Source organism: Nocardia sp. NPDC019395 (genome assembly GCF_040632335.1).
Lineage (GTDB): Bacteria > Actinomycetota > Actinomycetes > Mycobacteriales > Mycobacteriaceae > Nocardia.
Map to the genome: position 1 here is coordinate 1,211,831 of NZ_JBEYBT010000001.1, position 24,249 is coordinate 1,236,079.

24 protein-coding genes are annotated in these 24,249 nt (G+C 67.6%); 8 read left to right on the forward strand and 16 right to left on the reverse strand.

Annotated elements, in window-relative coordinates:
- Position 1: 1 nt before the first annotated feature.
- Both ABZ827_RS04965 and ABZ827_RS04970 read right to left on the reverse strand, forming a co-directional pair.
- The gene (locus ABZ827_RS04965; protein WP_357232910.1) at positions 2–808 is read right to left on the reverse strand and encodes a helix-turn-helix domain-containing protein; all 807 of its coding nucleotides are present in this window, start codon (positions 806–808) and stop codon (positions 2–4) included.
- A gap of 6 nt (positions 809–814) precedes the next feature.
- Entirely contained in the window at positions 815–2,152 is a 1,338-nt protein-coding gene (locus tag ABZ827_RS04970) for a helix-turn-helix domain-containing protein (RefSeq protein WP_357232912.1), read from the reverse strand.
- A 373-nt stretch (positions 2,153–2,525) separates the two neighbouring features.
- Here ABZ827_RS04970 and ABZ827_RS04975 point away from each other — a divergent pair, with 373 nt between their 5' ends.
- On the forward strand, positions 2,526–3,176 hold the full coding sequence (locus ABZ827_RS04975) for a helix-turn-helix domain-containing protein (RefSeq protein WP_357232914.1): 651 nt from the start codon (positions 2,526–2,528) through the stop codon (positions 3,174–3,176).
- 34 nt (positions 3,177–3,210) lie between these two features.
- On the opposite strand, the gene ABZ827_RS04980 is transcribed toward ABZ827_RS04975, so the two are convergent.
- The 7 genes from ABZ827_RS04980 to ABZ827_RS05010 form a co-directional block, all read right to left on the reverse strand.
- On the reverse strand, positions 3,211–3,717 hold the full coding sequence (locus ABZ827_RS04980) for an SSI family serine proteinase inhibitor (RefSeq protein ID WP_357232916.1): 507 nt from the start codon (positions 3,715–3,717) through the stop codon (positions 3,211–3,213).
- A gap of 302 nt (positions 3,718–4,019) precedes the next feature.
- The gene (locus ABZ827_RS04985; protein ID WP_357232918.1) at positions 4,020–4,268 is read right to left on the reverse strand and encodes a hypothetical protein; all 249 of its coding nucleotides are present in this window, start codon (positions 4,266–4,268) and stop codon (positions 4,020–4,022) included.
- 168 nt (positions 4,269–4,436) lie between these two features.
- Complete coding sequence (locus tag ABZ827_RS04990) at positions 4,437–6,071, reverse strand: ABC transporter ATP-binding protein (protein WP_357232920.1); 1,635 nt, start codon at positions 6,069–6,071, stop codon at positions 4,437–4,439.
- Positions 6,072–6,095: 24 nt separating this feature from the next.
- Positions 6,096–6,962 carry an ABC transporter permease gene (locus ABZ827_RS04995; protein WP_357232922.1) on the reverse strand — a complete coding sequence of 289 codons (867 nt, stop codon included), beginning with the start codon at positions 6,960–6,962 and terminating at the stop codon, positions 6,096–6,098.
- On the reverse strand, positions 6,959–7,918 hold the full coding sequence (locus tag ABZ827_RS05000; protein WP_357232924.1) for an ABC transporter permease: 960 nt from the start codon (positions 7,916–7,918) through the stop codon (positions 6,959–6,961). Before ABZ827_RS05000 ends, ABZ827_RS04995 begins: the two co-directional genes overlap by 4 nt.
- Positions 7,919–7,924: 6 nt before the next feature.
- On the reverse strand, positions 7,925–9,493 hold the full coding sequence (locus ABZ827_RS05005; RefSeq protein ID WP_357232925.1) for an ABC transporter substrate-binding protein: 1,569 nt from the start codon (positions 9,491–9,493) through the stop codon (positions 7,925–7,927).
- Positions 9,494–9,568: 75 nt separating this feature from the next.
- Positions 9,569–10,534 carry a TauD/TfdA family dioxygenase gene (locus tag ABZ827_RS05010; protein WP_357232927.1) on the reverse strand — a complete coding sequence of 322 codons (966 nt, stop codon included), beginning with the start codon at positions 10,532–10,534 and terminating at the stop codon, positions 9,569–9,571.
- A gap of 252 nt (positions 10,535–10,786) precedes the next feature.
- On the opposite strand from ABZ827_RS05010, the gene ABZ827_RS05015 reads away from it, so the two are divergent.
- The 3 genes from ABZ827_RS05015 (at position 10,787) to ABZ827_RS05025 (ending at position 13,496) form a co-directional block, all read left to right on the forward strand.
- Complete coding sequence (locus ABZ827_RS05015) at positions 10,787–11,446, forward strand: helix-turn-helix domain-containing protein (RefSeq protein ID WP_357232928.1); 660 nt, start codon at positions 10,787–10,789, stop codon at positions 11,444–11,446.
- 259 nt (positions 11,447–11,705) lie between these two features.
- Entirely contained in the window at positions 11,706–12,668 is a 963-nt protein-coding gene (locus tag ABZ827_RS05020; protein WP_357232930.1) for an acyl-ACP desaturase, read from the forward strand.
- Between the two features lie 183 nt (positions 12,669–12,851).
- Positions 12,852–13,496 carry an endonuclease gene (locus ABZ827_RS05025; RefSeq protein ID WP_357232932.1) on the forward strand — a complete coding sequence of 215 codons (645 nt, stop codon included), beginning with the start codon at positions 12,852–12,854 and terminating at the stop codon, positions 13,494–13,496.
- Between the two features lie 115 nt (positions 13,497–13,611).
- On the opposite strand, the gene ABZ827_RS05030 is transcribed toward ABZ827_RS05025, so the two are convergent.
- The 7 genes from ABZ827_RS05030 to ABZ827_RS05060 form a co-directional block, all read right to left on the reverse strand.
- The gene (locus ABZ827_RS05030; protein ID WP_357232934.1) at positions 13,612–14,076 is read right to left on the reverse strand and encodes a DUF3237 domain-containing protein; all 465 of its coding nucleotides are present in this window, start codon (positions 14,074–14,076) and stop codon (positions 13,612–13,614) included.
- A complete protein-coding gene (locus tag ABZ827_RS05035) occupies positions 14,073–15,758 on the reverse strand; it encodes a CocE/NonD family hydrolase (protein WP_357232936.1) in 1,686 nt (561 codons plus the stop codon). Before ABZ827_RS05035 ends, ABZ827_RS05030 begins: the two co-directional genes overlap by 4 nt.
- On the reverse strand, positions 15,755–16,216 hold the full coding sequence (locus ABZ827_RS05040; protein ID WP_357232938.1) for a MarR family transcriptional regulator: 462 nt from the start codon (positions 16,214–16,216) through the stop codon (positions 15,755–15,757). The genes ABZ827_RS05035 and ABZ827_RS05040 overlap by 4 nt, the downstream gene beginning before the upstream one ends.
- Complete coding sequence (locus tag ABZ827_RS05045; RefSeq protein ID WP_357232939.1) at positions 16,213–17,469, reverse strand: flavin-dependent oxidoreductase; 1,257 nt, start codon at positions 17,467–17,469, stop codon at positions 16,213–16,215. The genes ABZ827_RS05040 and ABZ827_RS05045 overlap by 4 nt, the downstream gene beginning before the upstream one ends.
- Positions 17,470–17,521: 52 nt before the next feature.
- Complete coding sequence (locus ABZ827_RS05050; RefSeq protein ID WP_357232941.1) at positions 17,522–18,238, reverse strand: MBL fold metallo-hydrolase; 717 nt, start codon at positions 18,236–18,238, stop codon at positions 17,522–17,524.
- A 132-nt stretch (positions 18,239–18,370) separates the two neighbouring features.
- Entirely contained in the window at positions 18,371–19,051 is a 681-nt protein-coding gene (locus ABZ827_RS05055; protein WP_357232943.1) for a hypothetical protein, read from the reverse strand.
- 134 nt (positions 19,052–19,185) lie between these two features.
- Positions 19,186–19,857 (reverse strand): hypothetical protein, encoded by a 672-nt coding sequence (locus ABZ827_RS05060; RefSeq protein ID WP_357232944.1) that lies wholly within the window; start codon positions 19,855–19,857, stop codon positions 19,186–19,188.
- 18 nt (positions 19,858–19,875) lie between these two features.
- On the opposite strand from ABZ827_RS05060, the gene ABZ827_RS05065 reads away from it, so the two are divergent.
- The 4 genes from ABZ827_RS05065 (at position 19,876) to ilvD (ending at position 24,248) form a co-directional block, all read left to right on the forward strand.
- Complete coding sequence (locus tag ABZ827_RS05065; RefSeq protein WP_357232946.1) at positions 19,876–20,133, forward strand: hypothetical protein; 258 nt, start codon at positions 19,876–19,878, stop codon at positions 20,131–20,133.
- A gap of 80 nt (positions 20,134–20,213) precedes the next feature.
- Complete coding sequence (locus tag ABZ827_RS05070) at positions 20,214–21,404, forward strand: FAD-dependent oxidoreductase (RefSeq protein ID WP_357232948.1); 1,191 nt, start codon at positions 20,214–20,216, stop codon at positions 21,402–21,404.
- Between the two features lie 10 nt (positions 21,405–21,414).
- The gene (locus ABZ827_RS05075; RefSeq protein WP_357232950.1) at positions 21,415–22,347 is read left to right on the forward strand and encodes a sigma-70 family RNA polymerase sigma factor; all 933 of its coding nucleotides are present in this window, start codon (positions 21,415–21,417) and stop codon (positions 22,345–22,347) included.
- A 221-nt stretch (positions 22,348–22,568) separates the two neighbouring features.
- Positions 22,569–24,248: a dihydroxy-acid dehydratase gene (ilvD, locus tag ABZ827_RS05080; RefSeq protein WP_357234495.1), complete on the forward strand. Its 1,680-nt coding sequence runs from the start codon at positions 22,569–22,571 to the stop codon at positions 24,246–24,248.
- Position 24,249: the final 1 nt, after the last annotated feature.

Sequence of the window (24,249 nt, forward strand, 5' to 3'; positions counted from 1 at the left end):
CTTATTCGGTGTCGGCCGCATAGCCCCGCACTACCAGCGCGGACCGCAGGTACCACAGGCCCGGCGCTTCGTTCGTGTCCAGCCCGGTCAGCTCACCGATCCGCTTGAGCCGGTAGTCCACCGTATTCGGGTGGATATGCAGAGCCCGGGCGGTTCGCTGGCGATTGAGGTTGTTGGCTATATGAATCTGCAGCGTGCGGGTCAGCTCGGGGTGCTCGTCGAGCGGATCCAGCAGTGACCCGAGTTGGTCCCGGCCGGGTCCCGGCCGGGTGAGCTGATATTCCAGGGCGAGATCATCGAAGCGGTAGACCGCGGCGGGAAGGCGCAGCCGGCGGATCAGGTCCACGATTTCCCACGCCTGCTCGGCCACCGCGGGCAGCTGATCCCTCGACGCCCGTGCGTGTACGGCGACCACCGGTATTTCCCGCTCCCGGGTGAGCCGGCCGGCCACCGCGTCGATATCGCCGTCGGTGAGTGCCTCGCCGGGTACGAGGACGGTGGCGCCGTCCTCGGTGCCGAGCGCGAGCGCCTGCGGGGAGATCGCGGCGACGAGCTCAGCGGGCACAGCCCGGGAAGGTCCGCCGGACAGGAGTTCGCGGCGGGTATGGCGGTCCGGCACTGGGATATCCAGTGCCAGTACGTGGTACGAGTCGGCGACCACCACTCCCATTTCCCGGGCGACCGAAGCGGCGCTGCGCCCGGACAGGAGCGTGGCGGCCAGGGTGCGAGGTACCGGGCAGGTGGTTTCACCGGCGCCGGGGTCGGTAGGCGTGGTGTCCGTGGGGTACGGCTTGTCGTCGACCGGCATCACTGATCACCTGCCTCCCACGGCGGCTCCGATCGGCTGACCGGAATCGAGCGGCCCGCCGGTATCCACGTCCCGGAGCCCGGGAGTTTCCCGGTTCATCAGGCGGAACGTTTTTGCTCGTGCCGCCGGCTGTCCGGAGCTGTCGGACTCGTAGCCGTAGGCGATGAGGCCGGACTGCAGATACCACAGACCGGTTTGCTGAACCGGATCGAATCCGGTGAGTTCCTGAATCCGCCGCAAGCGGTAATCGACTGTGTTGCGGTGTAATTCGAGAATATGCGCGGTCGCTTGTCTTCGCAGGCGGTTGCGGATATAGAGCAGCAGCGTATCGAGCAGCTCCGGATGGTCGTAGAGGGGCGCCACCCGGGCGGACAGCCGGGTGCGCGCGGGACTCGGCCGTGTCAGCTGGTATTCGAGCGCCAGGTCGCGGAACCGGTAGAGGCCGGGCCGGTATCGCAGGCGCTGCGCGAGATCGAGGAGTTCGTGGGCGGTATCCGCCACCTCGGTGATCCGCGTGCGTTCGGCCGGCGCGACGATCGCGATGAGCGGGATATCCGCCGCCGCGGTGAGATCGGCGACGAGAGCGTCGGGGTCGGTTCCGGAATCGGTGGGAACGAGGACGGTGCCACCGTGCACGCCCAGCGCGGCGAGCACCGAGGGGTCGTGGTCCCGGGCGAGAACGAGACGCATCCGGTGCAGCGCGCGGTGCGTCCCTTCATCGGACACCGGTTCATCGGCTGCGGCGCCTTCCCGCGTCTCGGGGTCGTGGCGGTGCAGGGTCAGCGCGAGGACCGAATAGTTCTCGCAGATCCGGGCTCCTGGGAGGAGCGCCTCGATACGACCCTCGGCCGTCGCGGCGGCGAGGGACCGCAGTGCGGGCACCGGGCTGTCCGCGCCGGCCGCCAGCGGTCGCATGAGACCGCTGGAGACGGCACGCGCGATCGCCTCGTGGGCGCGTACGAACCGGCGGACCGTGGGCAGTAATTCCTCGGTGGACCGCACCGAGTCGGTGGCGACGAGCTGGGCGAGGGATTCGTCGACCGCCGACCGCACTGCCCGGTGGAACGCTTCGGCGGTGCCGCCGTGGCGTATCCAGTCCGCGGCCAGCTCGTGAAGACGGGTCAGGTCCGGTGATCCGGCCGGCGCCGCATGCTGGTCCGTGGAGGTCTCGGCGAGCAACCGTGTGCAGGCCCGGACGATCTCCGGTCTGTTGTCGGAGATGTGCACCGGACGGCCCGGTTGTTCGCTACCGGGGTCTGCACCGGCGGGCCCGGCAGTACGGATCGGCCCGCCCGGCCGATTCTCGGTATCGCTGGGTCGGTGAACGTCGGCGGTGACGGTCATATCGGGCTCCATTCGGCAGGTGGTCCGCGCGGTGGTGGGAAACGAACCGGGGGATCCGGGGCCGTATCGGCTCGGTGTGACGCGAGAGCGGCGCCGGGTCGGTAAGCGCAGGGAGGAGGTGTCGAGCAGGGCGCGAACGATGGTAGGACGGGCGGACAGCCATACGATAGCGTGAATGTAACAATGCATCAAGAATGGGTTCGCTGTTGACCTTACGTATCGAGTAGGGATACATTGATGCATGAAAGTTCGAGCTGTTCGCGGCTTCGGGCCGAGCCCCGGGCCGCCCCGCGACCTCTGCGCACCGGTGTCACCGGAATTCGCTGCGCCGCCGATCTTTGACGCAATGAAACAGCGTAGGTATTTTTGATACATGTTGCGCGCATTCGACGAGGTCGACGAAACGATCCTGGACGCGGCACTACAGCGGATCCTGCAGGTGGGGATCCGGCGGAGCAGCCTCGACGATATCGCGCGTCGCTCCGGGCTCAACCGGGTCACGATCTATCGCCGCTTCGCCGGTAAGGACAATTTGGTCGACGCTGTTCTCGCCCGGGAGATCCAGCGAGTCCTGGCGGAGGCCACGGCGATCGCCACCACCACACGCGGTGTCGACGCGCAGATCGAGGAGACGGTCCTCTACATCCTGCGGCTCACCAGAACACATCCACTGGTGACCCAGCTGATCGAGGTGGCGCCGGAGGAGGCACTGAGCTTCTACACCGTCCGCGGTGAGGAGCTGGTATCCCAGGGCATCAAGTTCATCGTCAGCATTCTGGACGCCGCCCAGGAACGCGGCGAGATCGACAGCTACGACACCAGGCCCGTGGCCGAACTGGTGGCCCGCTTCGCCCATTCGCTGATGCTGACGCCTACCGCCGGTGCCGATTTCGGCGACGAGGAGTCGGCGCGCACCTTTGTCCGTGCCACGATTCTTCCGCTGATGCGGCACGGTCTGGGATCGTCCCGGCGGCAGCCGGCAACGCGGCGCCGCGCACCGAGGACCCCACCGCGCCGCCGGTAGGGTCCTCGGACACGGGAAGTCGCGTACCGGGTACTCAGAATTTGTAGACGTGCTCGGCGGCGTTTGCCATAACGCACCAGTTGGCGAAATCGTGCTGGTAGGTCACCGGCCGGCTGTCCCACAGGCCGACCACCACGAGCGAGACCGGTTCGTAGATCATCGGGCAGGCGGCCGGTTCGGCGGTGAGTTCGGCGAAATCCCCGCCGGCCGCTTCCAGTTCGGCGCATGCGTCCGCCGGTTCGGGATGCGTTCCCGCTTCTTTCGGTGCGCAGAGCAGGGTCGTCGTGCGGAACTCCGGTTTACCCGAGCGCGCGACCGCGGCCAGTGTCAACACCGAGACCCGGGAATCGCCGGCTTCCGGGACCGGAGTGTCCGACGGTGCGGTGTTGGTCCGGGAAGGGGTTCGGGGTGACGAGCTATCGGGCGCTTGCGTGCTCGGTGCGGGCTCTGTCGTGGGTTCCTGCGCCTGAGCCGGTGCCAGCGCGAACCATATCCCGCACAGAAGGACTGCCGCCGCGGCGATACGGCCTGATTTCGACATTTCGCGAGCCTTCCTCGAAGATCCGGCGGCAATGAAAACTCACAAAAATAATGCCTGCCGAGAGGTGTAATAAGAGAAATGATACGCCCGCGGTGCGTTCAGGAGTTTCCTCCCGGGTCGTCCGCGACGGCGACGATAAGTTTGATTCCGCGCGGATATTCCGCAGGGATATTCGGAATGACAGTGTCGATGAGGTGCAGCGGAACCCGGGTGGCCGGGCCCCGCCGGGTCGTGTCCGTGACGCCGGCAGGGCCCGGCCCGGTAATACGCCGTATCACACTGTCCGGCGCTGGTTCACGGAGTCAGGACCCCGCGCTCCCGGTGAGGCCCGTGACGAGGTCGAGCACGGTGTCGAGGCCCGATTCGAGAATATCCGTACTACTGTCGAGCATTCCCGATCCGGTGCTCGGCAACACTCCCGAATCGGTGACACCCGGGCTGGTGCCGGAATTGTCGGGCACCGTTGTCGGTGCGGCTTGTGCGGGAGCCGCGCCCAGGGCCAGCGTGCCCGCGATCGCGGCGGAGGCGAGAATTCCGGAAAATGCGCGCATAATGCTTTCTTTCTGGTCGGAAACTTCTTGCTCGGATAGGTTATCCCGGCTCTTTTCGGTGTCCATGGAATTGGTGGCGATACACCACAACACCGCGTATCCATTCGTGCCGGAATACGGCGTCACGCAAGAACGTTTCCGTATACCTCGAGATATGCGCTGTCGGCGTCAGGCCGGGACCGGCGGCCGCTGCCGCGCCCGGTCGAGCCGGTGGGTGGGGTCGGGGACGGGTACCGCGGCGACGAGTGCCCGGGTGTGTGGCTCGCGAGGGGCGGTGAACACGGCATCGACCGGGCCCGTTTCGATCACCGAGCCGGACCGCAGTACCGCGACCCGGTCCGCGACCTGGTGGACCACGGCCAGGTCATGGCTGATGAACAGGCAGGCGAATCCCAGATCGCGCTGGATCTCGGTGAACAGGGCGAGTACATCCGCCTGGACGGATACGTCGAGGGCGCTGGTGGGCTCGTCGGCGATGAGCAGCCGGGGCCGTAGTGCCAGCGCGCGGGCCAGTGCGACCCGTTGCCGCTGGCCACCCGAAAGCTGGTGGGGGAAGCGGCCGGCGAAGTTCGTGGGCAGGCGTACCGCGTCGAGCAGTTCGAGTACCCGCTGTCGTCGCTGGGCCGCCGAGCCCGCCCGGTGGACGTCGAGTGGTTCGCGGATACTGGCGGCGATGGTGAGCCGGGGGTCGAGGGAGGTCGCGGGATCCTGCTGGACGACCGCGATATCGCGGCGTAGTTCGCGAAGCCGCCGGTCCGGGATCGCCGCCAGATCATGGCCTTCGAAGAGTATCCGGCCACTGCTGAGGCGTTCCAGTCCGATCGCGACCCGGCCGAGCGTGGTCTTACCGGAACCGGATTCGCCGACGAGGCCGAGTACTTCACCACGGCTTACCGTCAGGCTGACCGATTCGAGTGCACGGAAGGCCGGCCGGCCGTGCCGGGCCGGGTAAGTGACAGCGGCCGAATCGAATTCGAGCACGACCGGGGTGCCGGATTCGGATCGCGGTATCGCCGAAGGATGATCGGGGAGCCGGGGTACCGCCGCCAGCAGGGCTCGGGTGTACGGGTGGGTCGGGGTATCGAACAGCGAATGCGTGGCACCGGTTTCGGCGACCGCACCGGCGCGCATCACCACCACACGGTCGGAGTACTGGGCGACCACGCCCATATTGTGGGTGATGAGCAGGACACCCATACCGGCGCGGCCGCGGATCCGGTCGAGCAGGGCCAGGATTTCCGCCTGCACCGTGACATCGAGCGCGGTGGTCGGCTCGTCGGCGATGAGCAGGTCGGGATCGCCCGCCAGCGCCAGCGCGATGGCGACCCGCTGCTTCTGCCCGCCGGACAGCTGATGCGGGAAGTAGTCCACTCGCCGGTGCGGATCGGGGATCTCGACCTGGGTGAGCAGGTCGACGGCCGCTGCCCGGGCCGCGGCCTTCGAGATCTTGCGATGTGCGCGGATGGCCTCGCGCAGCTGCCAGCCCACCCGGCGCACCGGGTTCAGGGCATTCTGCGGCTCCTGGAAGATCAGCGCGACTCTTCTGCCACGCACCCGGTTCAACTCCTGATCGGTAGCGCCGAGGAGTTCGGTCCCGTCCAGGCGTATCGATCCCGCGGCGGTGGCGCCGTCGGGGAGGAGGCCGAGGACCGCGCGTGCGGTGACGGATTTGCCGGAGCCGGATTCGCCGACCAGGGCCACGAACTCGCCGGGATCGACCTCGAACGAGATCCCGTCGACAGCGGTGCGTGAGCGACCGAAATCTATCCGCAGATCACTGACGGACAGGAGTGGAGTGGGCACGGTGAGCTCCTTGTTCGGGGTAGGTCATCGGCGCCGCGACCGTGCGGCCAGGGCTTGTGAGATCAGCAGAAGACCGAGAACCAGGACGACGACGACGGCCAGCGGGCCGGCCACGAAGAACGGTGAATGGTAGGCACTCTGCGCGCCTTCTTTGATGAGGGAACCGAGCGAGGGGGCCGGTGGGACGACACCGAGGCCGAGGAAGCTCATGGCGCCTTCGACGAACACACCGACCGACATCGCCAGCGCGAGTTGCACGGTCAGCGGTTCGAGGCAGTTGGGCAGGACATGCCGTCGCAGAATCCAGTTCTCGCCCGCCCCCAGCGCGCGGGCCGCCTCGACATAGGGCAGCTGTCGGACCGTGAGAATCGAGGTGCGGGTAAGCCGGCCGAATACCGGTATCTCGGCGAGTGCGATCACTGTGCCGATCGTGACGACGCCCGGTCCGGCGATCATGGTCAGCGCGATCGCCAGAATAATCGCCGGAAAGGACAGGACCAGGTCGAACAGGCGCTGGATCGCGGTATCGAACCGGTCGAACCGGGACGCGGCCAGGCCGAGCAGCGCGCCGATCATCGCGCCCATGGGGACCGCGAGGAAGATCACGAGCAGATCGATCCGGATCCCGTAGAAGGTCCGGGACAGGATATCGCGACCGACCGAATCGGTGCCGAACGGATGCGCGGCGCTCGGGTCGGCCAGGGTTGCGCCCGCGAACTGCCGGTCCGGGGCGTACGGCGCCAGCCAGGGCGCGAGTAGCCCGGCGAGGACCACGATCGCCACCAGGATCACTCCGGTCAGGCCGCGGCCGGTACGCAGCGCGGCCCAGCGATCGTCCCGGTCGCCGCCGCCCGCCGCGGCCTTCGCCACGGTGTCGACTTCGGGGTTCATACCGTGCCTCCCAGCCGGATTCGTGGATCGAGCCATGCGTTGATCAGGTCGGTGGTGAGCTGGATGACCACGAAAAGCGCGACCGAGAACAGCAGCATCACCTGAACCACCGGATAGTCGCGGCTCGCGATCGCGCGTTCGATGAGATGCCCGAGCCCCGGCCAGGCGAAAATCGCCTCCACGAGGACGGCGCCGCCGAGCAGATGGCCGATCTGGATACCCAGCACGGTGACCGTCGCGGGAAGTGCGTTCGGCAGAGCCTGGGTGAGCACGATGCGCCGGCGAGGTATTCCGAGCGCCCGCGCGGTGGTGACATACGGTTCGGCGAGCTGGCTGCGCAGCGATTCGGTGAGAAACCGGGTCAGCGCTGCCGCGATGGGCAGGGCCAGGCAGATCGCGGGCAGGATCAGATATTGCGCGCTGATCTCCAGATCGTCGAGCAGCCCCCGGCGTGGGATACCCCCGGCAGGCAGCACCATCCAGACCACGCCGAACAGCACCACCAGAATTGTGCCCGTCACGAAGTTGGGGATCGCCACGGCGATGGTGCCGAATGCGGTCACCGCGCTGTTGAGCCAGCGGCGGTCGAGCGTCACCGATACGATGCTCGCGATCAGCGCGATGACCACCGCCAGCAGGAGTGCCGCTCCCGCGAGGACCAGCGTATTGCCCAGCGAGTCGAGCAGGAGGCTGCCGATATCGCCGCCCAGGATCAGCGACCGTCCGAGATCCAGGGTGACGATATCGCCGATCCAGGCGAAGTACTGACCGAACTGGGATCCGGTGAGACCGAGTTCCTCTCGCAGGGTTGCCAGTGCCTCCGGTGAGGTATCGGGACCGGCCAGAATCAACGCGGGATCACCCGGCACCAGCCGCAGCAGCGCGAAGACGACCACCGAACCGACGGCCAGGACGAGTAGTGCGGAGGGTATCCGCCGCAGACCGTATCGCAGCATCTTTTCTCAGCTCCCCAGGTAGGCGTCGCTCAGATCGAGCTCCGACTTCTTCGACCAGCGCACGCCCTGCACCCGGCCCGAGAGGGCGAGTTCGTTCTCGTTGTGCAGTAGTTCGATCACGAAGGCGTTGTCGAGCAGTTCGTTGTTCAGTACCCGGTACGCGGCCTTGGCTTCGGGTCCTGCGGGATCGACGGTCCGCCAGGCTGTTTCGACCGCTCGGCGATAGTCCGCGTCGACGAAGTTCGAGGTGTTCTTGTGCGCGTTGAACGGAAAGGCACTGGTCGGCAACGTGACCGGGGTGTACTGGCTGTAGGTGTGGAGGGTGAGCCACAAGCCGGGAAAAGTACCGCCGATGAGGTGTTCGAGAGTGGACGCGAGGTCGAGAGGCTCGAGTCTGGTCTCGAGTCCGGCGGCCTCGAGATCGGCCTGCACGATCTGCGCCACGGCCTCGGTATCGACCGACCCTGTGGTGTAACTGATCGGAATCACCGGAATCTCACCGACTTCGGCGACCAGCGCCTTCGCCCGATCGATATCGTGGTCGTAGGTGGAGTTCAGGGCGGCGTCGTAGGCCGGCGATTGTTCGGGCCACGGCAGGCTGGCAGCGGTCCCGTGGCCCTGATAGATATCGGCCAGAATACGGTCACGGTCCACCGCGTAGGCGATCGCCCGGCGTAACCGGATATCGCTCAACCCCGGTGCCCGCACATTCGCGCCGATGTACCAGTTGGTCGCCACACCGGTCTGCTCCACGATCCGCACGCCGGGACGGCCGGCGAGGGCATCGGCGTCGCGTGGCGCGATTCTGAGCAGCAGATCCAGTTGTCCGGAGCGCAGTTGGGAGATCTGCGTCTGGGCGTCGGGGACGATGACGTATTCGACGCCGTCCAGGTGCGGCCTTCCGCCCCAATAGTTCTTGTCGGCCTCGAATGTGATGGACGCGCCGGGCTTCCAGCCGGTGAACCGGAAGGCGCCGGTTCCGTTGTACCCCGTACCCGCGTCGAACTCGGCCATCGTATTCCGGTCGATGATCGGCACCAGGACGAGGAGGTCGAGGATATTACCGGCGGGCCGGTCGAGTTCCAGGGTGACGGCGTGCGGGTCGCTGGTGTCGTAGCCGGTGATCAGGCCGGCCGTCCGGGCGAGCTGGCCGGCGCGGGCCGGGTCGGCGTAGGTGGTGAGGCTGAACCGGACATCCTCGGAGGTGAAAGGCCGGCCGTCGTGGAAGGTGACATCGTCGCGCAGCGCGAGTTCGACGGTCCGGCCGTCCGGCGAGATCCGCCACGATTCCGCCAGTGCCGGTTGCGGTTCGAGCCCGTCCGCGGGGTAGCGGATCAGGGTGTCGTAGACCAGGCCGGTGACCGTGGCCTGCGCCGGCGAACCCGCATAGATGCTGCTGGGGGTGAGGTCGCCACTGTCACCGATCCGGAGCACACCGCCTTCGGTGACCTCCGTGCCGGATCCGGAGGCCTGCTCGACCGCCGATTTACACCCCGCCAGGGCCAGAGCCGCGGCGAAACACAGCGCCAATACCGATATGGTCCGGCGTCGTAGTGGGTCGGAGCGGCTGAACACGGGGTGGTCCTTTCGGGGCCGTGCGGACCGGTCACGCGGATCGCGCGGGACCGGTCCGATCGACGGGCGGGTGAATCAGGCGCCGAAACCGGGGAAACGGCCGGCGGGATCGACGATCGAGAAATGGGAGGCGTCGCCGGTGCGGATCCGGCTGGTGTCGTTGTCGACCGAGACCGGTATATCGCCGGCCAGCGTCACCCGGTGCACACTGCGCTTGTGGTCGCCGTAATCGGCGATCCCGTAGTGCTGGGTCGCCCGGTTGTCCCAGATCACCAGATCGCCCGGGGTCCAGGACCAGCGCAGTGTGTTCTCCAGGCGCACGATCCGGTCCTGCAGGACCTGGAACAGGGCGGCCGACTCCGAGGTCTTGAGTCCCACGAAATTCTTGACGAAATGACCGAGCAGCAGCGACTTCTCGCCGGTCTCCGGGTGCACCCGGACCACCGGATGTTCGGTCTCGAACACGATGCGGGTGAAGTTCTGCATATGCTCCTGCCGGGCGAGCCCGCGCGACCGGGCGTCGGCGTGGACACCCGCGTAGTCGTATTCGTTGCTGTGAACGGCCCACAGCTTTTCCACCAGCGCCTTGAGCGGCTCGGGCAGCTGAGCGTAGGCGGCGGTCGTCGACGCCCAGGTCGTGGCACCGCCATAGGGCGGGATATCGACGGCACGCAGGATGGAGGCCTTCGGAATGCGGTCGATGAAGGTGACATCGGTATGCCAGCTGTTCGCGGCCCCTTCGATCACCAGCGTCCGGTTGTCCTCGGAGGTGAGGGTCGGATGGGTGGTGGTCGGCGTGCCCAGTGTCGAGGCGAACTGGTACTGCACATCGTCGTCGACATGGTGCTGGCCGCGGAAGACGATCACATTGTTGGCGGCCAGCGCGTAGCGAATGGCGAACGCGGTCTCGGCGCCGATATCGCCGGATACCCGGACGCCCTCGATGAGTGCGCCGATGTTCTCACCCAGTTTGGTCACGGTGATACCGCCGGCGGCGTAGATATCGGCTGCGGTGGCGGGGCGGGTCTCGGTGGTGGTCACGGTTCTCCTCGTGGATCGAACTGGACGGTGAGCGAGTGGTGCGCACCGCAACGGGAAATCGGGGGCCTGGAACAAGTTCGGGTGGTCCGTCCACGAGAAAAATAATCGGATGACATTAATTTGCGAATGGATGCGATCGCCGTGCGTTCATTTGTTTACAGATCGCTGCCGTGCAGCTGGACAGCGGTGACCTGGGATTCCTGCACCCGAATGCCGGACCGCCGCGGCTTCGGCTCGGTATGGTTGGCATCCATGACCGCCAGACGCGGCCGCTACAGCGCCGGTGAGGGCACCCGGATACTCCTGATCGAAACCGCCGAGCGCCTGTTCGCCCGGCGCGGTTACGAGGCCGTCGCCCTCTCTGAGATCCGCAGCGCCGCAGGACAACACAACGCATCGGTGATCAGCTACTACTTCGGTTCCAAGGAGAACCTGCTGCGCGCGGTATTCGACCACCGGCTACCGACGATCAGTACCGACCGCACGGATCTGGTCGACCGGCTGACCGCATCGGGCCGCACGCTGACCATCCGCGAGGTGCTGTGGGTTCTGGTACAGCCGCTGGCCAACACCCTGCACGAGGGAAACCACTATGTGGGCTTGCTGGATCGGCTGCTGGAATCCGATATCCTCGACCGGGCGTTCAGCTCCGCGGACCCCGAGATGACCGCCGGCGGAATGGCGGTCGACAGTGCCCTGTATGCGGCCCTGTCCGAACTGCCGGAGACTGTCCGGCGCCAGCGCATCCGCATGGTGTACGAGAGTGTGCTGCGAACGCTGGCCCGCTACGGGCGGACCGGCGCCGCACCGGATCAGGCGACCCTCGCGACCCTCATCGACGCCTGGGACGGTTTACTGCGCGCGCCGCTGTCCGCCGAAGCCCGTATGGTGCACAGCGGCACGAGCGTATAGCTACACCGCCCACGGTCCCGCGCCGATTCCCGCAGGCCCGGCCCGAGCCGACAGGCGAACCGGCTTCCCGGTGGCGGGTATCGTCTGCACCGGCAGGTGGTTACTGTCTGTCATGAGTGGCGCGGAGTGCGGCGGACGCATCCGCGCGGAGTGTGTTCGACCGGGTTCACGATCGTAGGCGCCGTGCCGATCGGCCTGATCGGGTGCGACGTCGCAGCCAGTTTGGCATCATCACCGAGGACGAGCTGAGAGGATCTGCATGGGACGCGATGTCACGCAGTACGAATTGCTGGTGGAGTTGGAGCCGGTGGTCGCCGAGAATCTGGATCGGCACCTGGCCACCGCCAAGGCCTGGAACCCGCATGACTACGTGCCGTGGGACGAGGGCCGCAACTTCGCAGCATTGGGCGGAGTCGACTGGGATCCCGAGCAGTCACGGCTGTCCGAGGTCGCCAAGGTCGCGATGATCACCAACCTGCTGACCGAGGACAATCTGCCCTCGTATCACCGGACGATCAGCGAGCACTTCTCGCAGGACGGTGCCTGGGGGACGTGGGTGGGCCGGTGGACCGCGGAGGAGGGCCGGCACGCGATCGCCATGCGCGACTATCTCGTCGTCACTCGCGGTGTGGATCCGGTAGCCCTGGAGAACGACCGGATGGTGCATATGACCCGGGGTGTGCACGCACCGGATGATTTCCACGGTGTCCTCGATCAGGTCGCGTATGTGACGTTCCAGGAGCTGGCCACCAGGATCAGCCACCGTTGCACGGGCAAGGTCTGCGGTGATCCCATCGCCGACGCGATGCTCAAGCGGATCGCCACCGACGAGAACCTCCATATGATCTTCTACCGCAATCTGGCCGCCGCCGCCTTCGATCTCGCACCCGATCAGGCGATGGAATCGGTCACCAAGATCATCAAGGATTTCGCCATGCCGGGCAAGGGTATGCCCAACTGGCGCCGCAACGGGGTGCTGATGGTGAAACACGGGATCTACGATCTGCGTCAGCATCTCGACGAGGTGCTGTGGCCGGTGTTGCGGATCTGGAATGTTTTCGACCGCACCGATTTCACTGCCCGCGGCGAGCGCGCCCGGGAAGAGCTGGCCGAGTATCTCGAGAAGCTCGCCAAGGATGTCCAGCGGTTCGAGGAGCAGCGCGCGCGGTTGGTCGCCCGCGAAGCCGCCAAGGCGGAGAAAGCCGCCCTCGCCGCGCACTGAACCGAACGCGTCGGGTCGAGGCCGGGAAGTCCGGGCACGTTGTACCGGCGTGCCCGGTCTCACGCGTGGCAGCGCGGTGTGTGGATCTCCGGGCGCCGGGTATACGCGCTGCGAGGGCAGGAGGCGCGATGATGCGAGAGCTCCGCCTTCGCCGACCGTAGTACCTGCTTCGAAGGAGGCACGGTGAACCAGCGAGATATTGTGCACGCGCTGCTCGACCGGGCGGGAACCACCTACGCCGCGGAAGCGGGGATCCGGCTGGACGACAAGCCGGCGCCACTGTTCCAGCTGCTGATGCTGACCGAACTGCTCAGTGCCCGGATCTCGGCCGATATCGCGATCGCCGCGACAACGGAGCTGGTGGGCAGCGGTTACCGGACCGCGCGGCGGGTGGCGGACGCGGACTGGCAGGAACTGGTCGACGCGCTCGGCCGCGGGCACTACCGCCGGTACGACGAGAGCACCGCCACCCAGCTCGGCGAAATCGCCGGTAAGGCACTCGAGAAATACGACGGCGACCTGCGGAAACTGGCCGAGGAAGCCGATCACGACGTCGAGCGGGCCGGTGAACTGATCCAGCAGTTCAAAGGTATCGGCCCGACCGGCAGCGAGGTATTCCTGCGCGAGGTCCAGGACGTGTGGACCTGGGTGCGCCCGCATTTCGACGACCGCGCGGTGCACGGCGCCGAACGGGTCGCGCTGCCGGGCGATCCCGGAAAACTGGCCGGTCTGGCGCCCGGCGACCATGCGGCGGAGTTCGCGGCCGCGCTGGTACGGGTCGGAATCGATGACGAGCTGGCGCAAGAGGTGCGCTCGGCGTCGGGTTGATCCTCGAACCGGGCCCCGGTTCCACACAGTCGGCCCGCGCGGCTCATTGCCCGTTCTCGGCTCGGCTGCCGGAGTCACGGGGTCGTCTGTCGGGTCCGCGACGGAGATGGGCCCGTCAGGTGACCCGGTAAGCGGTATAGCGGACTTTGCCGGCGTCCCGGATCGCGGACGCCACGAAAATGGAGTGTTCCAGCTCGGCGAGGCGTGGATCCGATGTTTCGAGCTGTACGCCGAGACGGAAGTAGTACTCGGAAGGGGCGACCTGATCACCGCGCAACAACGCCGCCAGCACCTCCGGGCTGCCACTGCGCACGCCGAACGTACGGATATGGATATACGCGCCGTCGTCCGTGCGCGCCGAATACCGGGTGTCGATCTCGATGGCGCCGTCGGGCCGGACCACCTGCCAGTCGGCGCCGCCCGGCAGGATATGCGCGTCGAACAGACCGGTCACCCGGCCGCCCGCGATCGGTACGACCCTGCGGTGCCCGGCGCGGGTCACGCCGTGATCCTCCAGCGGGCCGAGTAGGACCTCCACCTCGAATGCCGGCTCCAGTCCGGGTACGGGCGGGGTGCTCATGACGACCACACCGGAAGATCGATACGCGACGGCGCGGGAGTGTCGTGGGAGATCTCCTGGGTGGCGCGATGCAGGGTCACGGCCGATACGGCCGGCTCCCCGGACCCCGGGTTACGGGCATACCGGGGGTGGGCACCCGAGCTGATCTGCACGCTGATCCGGTGGCCGGACCCGAACCGGTGGAAGGTGGGCCACAGCCGCACTTCGACCTCCCGGAAACCGTCGGCGTCCGGTTCCGGGTCGGTGGCGGCGGAGCCGATACTGCCGATGCGGCGGATCCCGTCGCAGACGGTCATCGACCGGCCGTCCGGGTGCACGTCGCAGATCCGGACGAAAAGGTCCGCGCTGGGTTGTGACGACCGGAATCGGATGCGGGCCACCGGTTCTCCGGCGACCGTCACCGGTGCGCCGAGCGGTTCGTCCCGGAATACCGTGACATCGTCGCGACGCTCGTGTGCGGTGTTGTCGACCGGACCCGAATTCGGCTGGAGACTCGGCCCGCCGAGGGCCGGGGTGGGATCGGCGGGATCGTAGATGTAGCGCGTGGTTCCACCTTCCGGAAGTTCGGTGGCCAACCCGCCCTCGGACTGCAGATACCGGACGTCGGTCACCGTGCCGGGCGGCGGCCACGATTGCAGGTCGTGCCAGTGTTCGGCGCCGGTGAGATAAGCGCGTACGGGCGCCACCCGCGTACTCGGCGCGCCGGTGAAGTGCTCTCGCAGGAATGAGACCGACTCGTTGATCGTCGGTGCTCCCATACCCCGGGATATATGACCCCAGGGGCCGAGGGTGAGCCGCGGGGACCGCCCGGCCTCGACCAGTTGCGCGTAGTTGCGCAGCTGCCACGGCAGGAAGATGTCGTACCAGCCGGTGATCATGAAAACCGGCGCGGTGACATCGGGGACCGACGCGGTATGCGACTGCTGCGTCCAGTACTGGTCGGTGAGCCGTTCGTGCGCGACCCAATCCTGGTACCAGTGCACCCGGCGGCCGTTCGCGATGCGATCACCGTCGGCCAGCGGCAGCGCGTCGAAGGCCTTCCGTAGCTTGCCGTCGGGCCGCAACTGCCCCAGTGCCAGCGCGAGCAGCTGCCGGTGGATCATCCGGTCCATCATTTGGGTCCAGCCGAGCGCGTTACGCAGCGAGAACGCGGCATTGTCCCAGGTGATGGCGCCGAAGTCGGGCATTGTGACGAGTAGGCAGAGGGCGTCGGGCGCGTTCGCCGGATCCTCGTTCTGCAGTTTCCCGGCCACCGCCCACTGGGTGAAACCCATATAGCTGGGCCCGTACGTGACCACCGAGCCGGTGCACCAGGGCTGTTTCCGGACCCAGCGGTGCGTGGCGATCCCGTCGCGTTGCTCATCGATCTGCGGAGTGAACACACCGTCGGACCCCCAGGTTCCGCGGCAGCTCTGGAACAGCACCGGAAACCCCTCGCGGGCCAGCGCGCGAGCCTGGTTGGCAACCGGGCCGCTTCTGCCGTACGGGCCGCGGATCACGATCGTGGGCAGCTGTGGATCGGTATCGCCGAGCGGCGTGATCAGATCGGCGAGGAGTTCGGCCCCGTCGTCCATCGGGACCCGCAGATTCTTGCGGATCGCTATATCGTGCGGGCCCGGAACGACTCCCTGCAGGACTCGCGCCTGTATCCATCGGGATAGGCGCTGACGGAGCATGTTCATACGGTTTCCTCGGTGGTGCGAAGTGCCTGGAGAGCCTCCCGCAGGCGTTCGAGCGCGGGGAGGGCGGCGGCCAGCGCGGCGCGGTCCGCCTCGCTGAGGGTGGCGGCGGCGTCGGTGACGAGTGCGCTGCTGGCCAGGTCGAAGCGGGCGAAGAGGTCGTGGGCCCGCGCGGTGGTGCGGATTTCGATATGACGCCGGTCGGCGGATCGGGTGCTGCGTTCGATCAATCCGCCCGCTGCCATCGTGGTGAGCAGATTGCTGACAGTAGAGCGGCTCAGGCCGAGTTGTTCGGCCAGTTCGCCCGAAGCGACGACGGTGTCCGGTGGCAGCGCCCGGATGATCTCGATCTGCGCGTCCGGGATTTCCGGCAGGTGTTCGGTGGCCCGGGCGGCGGCGAGCAGTGTCCGGCGCAGCGGGGAGATCACCGACGCCAGCCGCGCCGCATCCAGATCCGTCACGAAGCGGCCTCCAGCGGGTCCAGGGAGCGGTTCGCGGCCGGCGGCGACAGCGAGGGCCGGGTATTGAGCGCGTCGGGGTGGAATCCGGCGGCCTTCTTGTACCCGGTGGCGATCTCGGTGAGCTCTTCCGGCGAGACGACATCGTGGATATGCGCGAACCCGTCCGGTGCTCGTTCGTGGGCGAGGACCATGACCTGCTCGGGTCCCTGGCGCCGGTTGCTCAGCACGAGTGCCGTCGTGGCGGGCCGGCGGTCGTTCTCGTAGGCCGCGAGCGCCGCGTCGGTGGAGTGTGCGGTGGCGAGATGATAGGCGAGGGTGCGCGCGTCGAGGATGGCCTGGGAAGCACCGTTGGAACCGTTCGGGTACATCGGATGCGCGGCATCGCCGAGCAGGGTGGTCCGGCCGTAGGTCCACCGGTCGATCGGGTCCCGGTCGACCATCGGATATTCCAGGATCTCGTCGGCGGCGGCGAGGAGTCCGGGCACGTCCAGCCACGGGAACCGCCAGTCCCGGAACAGTTCGACGATCGGAGCCGGGTCGACCGCACGATTCCAATCGGCATCCCCGGCACCCGGGCCGGTGGTCCGGCGTTCGGCGATGAAATTGACCGTATCGCCGATCGGGTAGGCGACGAACTTCTGCTGCGCGTCACCCGCCATGATCATCGTGCGGCCGTCGAGGAAGCCGGGGGACCGCGCGGTACCGCGCCACAGCGTCAGCCCGTTCCACACCGGCGCCCCTTCGTCCGGCTGGTGCCGGCGGCGCAGCGCCGAATGGATACCATCGGCCCCGATGATCAGTTCCGCGTGCACGGCCACCTCACCGGCTGCCGTGTGGAAGCGGGCGATACCGGACGGTTCGGCGGCGACGAGCCGGTGCCCGGTGCGGACGGCGTCCGCCCCCAGCCGCTCCCGGACAGCGGCGAGCAACTCCATCTGCAACCCGCCTCGATGGACCGATAACTGCGGCCAGTGGTAGCCGGCGGCGAGACCCCGTGGCTCGGACCAGATCTCCTGGCCGTGCCTGTTGTAGTAGGCGAGCGTTCCGGGTGCCACACCCAAGGCGGCCATGCGCTCGCCGAAGCCCAGTTCGGTCAGTTCACGCACCGCGTGCGGGAGGAGGTTGATGCCGACGCCGAGGGGGCGCAGAGTGTCGACGCGCTCGTATACCGCGATATCCCGGAACCCGGCGGCATGCAGACTCAACGCCGCGGTGAGCCCGCCGATACCCGCACCGGCGATCACAATTCCCATGGCGCGTTAGTTTTGCAACAAAACTATTTCCCGTCAACAAACGATTCGGCGGTCAGTCGGAGATCCGCTCCTGGTAGACCGCCGCGAGATCGCGCAATGCCTGCGCGCAATCGCCGGTGTAGCTGGAACCGTGCATCACGGCGAGCGTCTTCGGCTCCAGCGCCGCGAGCCGGAGCAGTGTCGCGGGTACGGCGGGGCCGAGCGAGGTCGCATGGAACGCATCCTCGGCGACCGTCGCAGGTCCGACGAGATCGCTGTCGGTGAGCGCCGGACCGTCACCGAGCTGGGTCATCAGATCGCCGCAGAAGAGCACTCCGGTGCTCTCTTCGTACAAGACCCGCGCTTCCCAGTTGTGCGGTGCGTGGGGAGTGTCGAAATGGCGAACCCGCCGATCGCCCAGATCGATCTCCTCGCCGTCGGCGAGCCGGCGCGGCATCCGGTCGGCCAGATCGTCGAGCGACACCAGACAGCCCACTTCACCGTGGGCGACCTGTGCGTCCGGGGCGGCCTCGAGGAAGAGGTTCATCGCCCCGCATTCATCGGCTTCCACATGACCGAAGGTGATCCACCGCAGCTGCTCGACCGGCCTGATCCGCGCGACAGCCGCGGATACCGCGGGAAACAGGGCCCGCATACCGGTATGGAACAGCAGCGGTTCCTCGGCATCCACGAAGAACTGATTGAAGGTGAAGCCGGTGGGGCCCACATCCGGGACGTAGGTGGAGAAGCGGTAGATCCCGTCGGCGATCTCGTCGGTTCGGATGTCCATCGGAGATTCCTGGTGGTTGGAGGATCCCCCCGGTCGTCGTTGCACAGCGCGCAGTCGAATACCGAGTGCCCAGTTTACTGCCCCGGGTCCGCCATGGAAATGCCCCGGATACGAGCCCGGCACATCGACCGCTCACGCACGCGGCCGGCTGGTACCGTCTCCGCATCCGATACCTTCCGGTTCAGCGGCCTTCGAATCGGTGGGAGGTCCGCCGGCCTGCGTCCTGGTGTCGAACCCGGGCAACCACCCGGAGACCAGCGGGACCATGGACTGGGTCAACGGTCCGATGGCGAGGGCGTAGACCACCGTGCCGATTCCCACCCCACCGCCGAGCAGCCAGCCGGTGGCCAGTACCGATACCTCGATAGTCGTCCGCACCACGCGTATCGACAGCCCGGTGCGCTGCACCAGCCCGGTCATCAGCCCGTCCCGTGGTCCCGGCCCGAGTCCCGCACCGATATAGAGCACCCCGGCCAGCGCATTGAGCACCACGGCGAGCACCATCGCGCCCACCCGCAGCGGTATCGAATGCCACTGCGGCAGCAACCACAACCCCATATCGGTCGCGACCCCGACCAGAACGATATTGCACACCGTCCCGAAACCTGGTCGCTGTCGCAGCGGAACCCACGCGAGGAGTACGAGGGCACCGATGAGGATGGTGACCGTGCCGAAGCTCAGCGGGAGATGGCGTGTCACGCCTTGATGGAGAACGCCCCATGGATTCAAACCCATTGCGGCACGGATCATCACGGCCATCGAGAATCCGTACAGCCAGAGACCGGCGAACAATGCGAAGAGGCGTCGGGTCATGGGACGAGCATGCAGGGCAGTGGATTCCCGGTACAGGGCCACCACGCGACAACTGGACCCCGTACCAGATCCTCCGCTCGCCGGTCACGACGATGATGCAGTGGAATACGCGCACCCCGTACACCGTGGGTGGCTCACCGGTCACTCGGTCGTTCGGCTGCCTCGGCGGGTACGCGCACCGCGACCTCGCCGCCGAGTGTATGACCTCCCGCGAGCCGGAGGTGGTCACCGCTCCAGAAACGGCCCGGGTCGTACCAGTCGGGGCTACGGTTCTCCGGTAGCAATCCCATCCCTTGGTAGGTGGCGGCCACGATTTCCGCGCAATACGCGTTCTCCACCTCACGGGCATCCGGCCGGCGAGACTTGCGGCGGGGCAACTGGATCCGGCCGCGGAACCAGCGCCCGGCGAGTGCGGCGGTGGACGGGAACGGGGTGCCGTCGAGCCGGGCGACGGTGCGCAGCACACCGTCCTCCATCTCGCGGGTGGCCGGTGGATCGAGCTGGCGCAGCCAGGCCCGCTGCCCGTAGCGGTTGGCCCACACCAGAACCGCGTCACGAAGATTGTGCAGCTGGGCGCCGCGGTGTGCGGTGCCCGACCACATATCCGGTAGCGACCGGCCCAGTTCGGCGTGCCAGATCAGCGGGGGGAGATCATCGATCGTCACGGCCATACCGACATGGTTGACCGGGCTGTTGGTCGTCATCCGGATCATCCGGTCGGCCGTGGAATGCCCACGGAACAGCCAGATATCGCCTGTTCTGGTGATCTCGACAGCCCGGTCGAGATCGATATCCGTACCCGCCATACAAGTAGCCTATGCGGTATGACGTGGTGGAAGGTGCTGGGTTTGGCGGGCGCGGCCGGTGTGGTGGCCACCGGTGTGGTGGTGGTGCGCGCGGAGCGCCGCCGTCGCGCCTACACGCCGGACGAGGTCCGCGAGCAGTTGCATACCCGGTTCGCGCAGGCGGCGGCCGCGTCGGAGGGTGCCGAGGTGGCCGAACCGGAACCGCGGCGCACCCGTATCCGGGCGTGGGCGCGGCGGGTTCTGCGGCGCGGGCGACCTGCTCCAGCGGGGGAGTGATCCACATCACAGCCTGAACCTGTCAGGGATCGCGTCGCCGCGCCGTTCAGAGTGCACGCGAACCAGACAGGAGCAACGTCATGAAGCATCGCATCGTGATTCTCGGGGCCGGATACGCCGGCGCCTACGCCGCCGGATTGCTCGCCCGGCGGCTGCACCGCGACGAGGTCGAGATCACCGTCGTCAACGGTGAACCCGATTTCGTCGAACGGATGCGCCTGCACCAGCTCGCGGCGGGCCACGAATTGCGCCGGCACGAGTTGACGGAGCTGTTCGCGGGTACCGGTATCCGGCTGAACATTGCACATGTCGACGCCGTGGACCCGCGCGAGCGGACCGTCACGGTAACAGCCGGTGACGGTATCGACCGGCTCGAATACGACACCCTCGTCTACGCCCTCGGCAGTACCGCCGCCGCGCATGACGTGCCGGGCGTCGCCGAGCACGCCTTCCACGTCGCCGGACGTCCGTCGGCGCTGCGGCTGCGCCGGCGGCTGGACGATCTCGAGGGGAACGGGACCGTGCTGGTTGTCGGCGGCAATCTCACCGCCATCGAAGCCGCCACCGAACTCGCCGAATCCCGGCCGGGCCTGCGGGTCACCCTCGCCACCAGCGGTGAACTCGGCGGCTGGCTGGGATCTGCCGCCAGTCGGCATCTGTGGCGGGCATTCGACCGGTTCGGGATCGCGGTGCACGAGCACACCACCGTCGAAAAGGTGGAGGCCAAGAGTGCGGTCGCGGCCGACGGCACCGTTTTCCCCGCGGACGCTACCGTCTGGGCTGCCGGCTTCGCCGTGCACCCGGTGGCCGCCGCGAGCGGTCTCGCCGTGCAGGAGAACGGCCGGATCAGGGTGGACCGGATGATGCGGTCGGTCTCGCATCCGGACGTCTACGCCGCCGGAGACAGCGCGTTCGTGATCGGTGACAGCGGCCGGCCGCTGCCCATGTCGTGCGCTTCGGCGGGATTCACCGCCAAGCAGGCCGCGGCCGCGATTCTCGGCGATCTCACCGGCCGTCCGGTCTCGCGTACCGCGCTGTCCTACGTCGGCAATCACATCAGCCTCGGCCGCAAGGATGCGCTCTTCCAGTTGGTCGACAGTGACGAGCGGTCCCGGCCCGGGGCCCTGCGGGGCCGTCCGGCCGCTGGCGTGAAGGCCGCCATTCTGGCGGCGGGACCGTGGAGCCTGCGCCATCCGACCTATGGCCTGCCCGCCCGCAGGCTTCGTGTGGCAGGTGTGCCGGACCGGAGTGGCGAGCGGGTCGCGGCATAAAGTGACGACCGTGGACACCACCACCGTGGAACGCTTCGAGGCCGGCCGCCCGCGGCTGGCCTCGCTGGCATACCGGCTGCTCGGCTCGGCCGCCGACGCCGAGGACGTCGTCCAGGACGCGTTCGTGCGCTGGCAGGCCGCCGACCGGGACCGTATCGAGGTCCCCGAAGCATGGCTCACCAAGGTGGTGACGAATCTGTCGCTCGACCGGCTGCGCTCGGCGCGCGCCCGGCACGAACGCGCGGCCGGCGCCTGGCTACCGGAACCGTTACTCGACGGCGACCCCATGCTGGGCCCGGCCGATACCGTCGAACAGCGCGAATCGGTGACTCTGGCGGTGCTGCGCTTGATGGAGCAGCTGTCCCCGGTCGAACGGGCCGTTTACGTTCTGCGCGAAGCGTTTTCCTACACCCACGCCGAGATAGGTGAAATCCTCGACATCACCGAATCCGCGAGCCAGCAGCATACGCACCGGGCCCGGCAGCGCGTCTCCGCCGGGCGCAACGCCCGCGCCACCGACCGTGCCTCGGCCCGCCGGATCGTCGAGGCATTCGTCGCCGCCGCCGCCTCGGGGCGGACCGAACATCTGGTGGCGCTGCTGACCGAGGACGCCACCGCGATCTCCGACGGCGCCGGACTGGCCGCCAAGCTGCAGGTTCTGACGACACCCCGCCGGATCGCGACCGTCCTGCGCGCGGGTTTCAAGCCGACCGCGGCGAAACGCCGGCTGGTCGGCGGTCCGATGTCGGTCTACGCCGGCCTCGTCAACGGTGCTCCGGCGATGATCGCCGCGACCGCGGACCGGGTGGTGGGCGTGGTGGTCCTGGAGGTCCGCGACGACAAGATCGCGGCCGTCTGCGGTATGGGCGCGCATCGGCTCGACCGGCTCGCCGAGCAGTGGCGGCGAATCGAGCACCCCGCGCCGATCATCGAAACCTGGTGAGCGGCCGGCCGATTCCGCCGCGGCCGTAAGATCAGGCCGCGCAGGGCTGTGCTCGCCCGGTGCACGAATGGTTCGGCCGGCAGCACACCGTCCGGGACTCGATATTCGGTTCACCGAGCAGCAGGGCGTCCACGCAGTGTCGCCGTTCGGCGTGGTACATCGAAATTCCGGCCCGCGGCGGGGACGATGGCACCGTGTCCCGTGATTCGACTTCCCCCGATATGAAACCACGCAGCCGTGATGTGACCGACGGCCTGGAACGAACCGCCGCCCGCGGGATGTTGCGGGCCGTCGGTATGGGTGACGACGACTGGGCGAAAGCGCAGATCGGCGTGGCGTCCTCGTGGAACGAGATCACGCCGTGCAATCTGTCGCTGGACCGGCTGGCAGGCGCCTGCAAGGACGGCGTTTTCGCGGCCGGTGGTTTCCCCATGCAGTTCGGCACCATCTCGGTTTCCGACGGTATCTCGATGGGTCACGAGGGGATGCATTTCTCCCTGGTCTCGCGCGAGGTGATCGCGGACAGCGTGGAGACAGTGATGCAGGCCGAACGGCTCGACGGCTCGGTTCTGCTGGCCGGCTGCGATAAATCGCTGCCCGGGATGCTGATGGCGGCGGCCCGGCTGAACCTGGCCAGTGTCTTCCTCTACGCCGGTTCGATTCTGCCGGGAATCGCGAAACTGTCCGACGGCAGCGAACGCGAGGTGACCATCATCGACGCGTTCGAAGCGGTGGGGGCCTGTTCGCGCGGACTGATGAGCCGGGCGGATGTGGACGCGATCGAGCGGGCGATCTGCCCGGGCGAGGGCGCCTGCGGAGGTATGTACACCGCCAACACGATGGCCAGCGCGGCGGAGGCGCTGGGGATGTCGCTACCCGGTAGTGCGGCGCCGCCGGCCACGGATCGCCGGCGCGATGGATACGCACGCCGCAGCGGGGCAGCGGTGATCGAATTGATCCGGCGGGGGATCACCACCGCGGACATTCTCACGAAGGAGGCGTTCGAGAACGCCATCGCGGTGGTGATGGCGTTCGGCGGGTCCACCAACGCAGTACTGCATCTGCTGGCGATCGCGCACGAGGCGGGGGTCGCGTTGAGCCTGGACGATTTCGCGAGGGTCGGCCGGCGCGTCCCGCATCTGGCCGATGTCAAACCGTTCGGCAGGCACGTGATGACCGATATCGACCGGGTGGGTGGTGTCCCGGTACTGATGAAAACCCTGCTGGATGCCGGTCTGCTGCACGGCGACTGCCTCACCGTGACCGGCCGGACGGTGGCGGAAAATCTGGCCGATATAGCGCCGCCGGACCCGGACGGCAAGGTGGTGCGGGTGCTGTCGGCGCCGATCCACCCGACCGGCGGGATCACGATCCTGCACGGTTCGCTCGCGCCCGGCGGTGCCGTGGTCAAATCCGCGGGCTTCGAATCCGATGTGTTCGAAGGCACCGCACGGGTTTTCGACCGCGAGCGGGCCGCCATGGACGCCCTCGAGGACGGGACGATCACCGCGGGGGACGTCGTGGTCATCCGCTACGAAGGACCCAAAGGGGGTCCGGGGATGCGCGAGATGCTGGCGATCACCGCGGCCATCAAGGGCGCCGGACTCGGTAAGGACGTGCTGCTGCTCACCGACGGGCGATTCTCCGGCGGCACCACCGGCCTCTGTGTAGGCCATGTGGCTCCGGAAGCGGTGGATGCCGGTCCCATCGCCTTCGTACGCGACGGTGACCGCATCCGCCTCGATGTCGGTGCGGGCACCCTCGACCTACTGGTCGAGCCAGGGGACCTCACCCACCGCCGCGAGGGCTGGGAACCACTGCCCCAGCGCTATACGCGCGGGGTGCTCGCCAAGTATTCGCGGCTGGTGGGGTCGGCGTCCGAGGGCGCTGTCTGCGACTGAC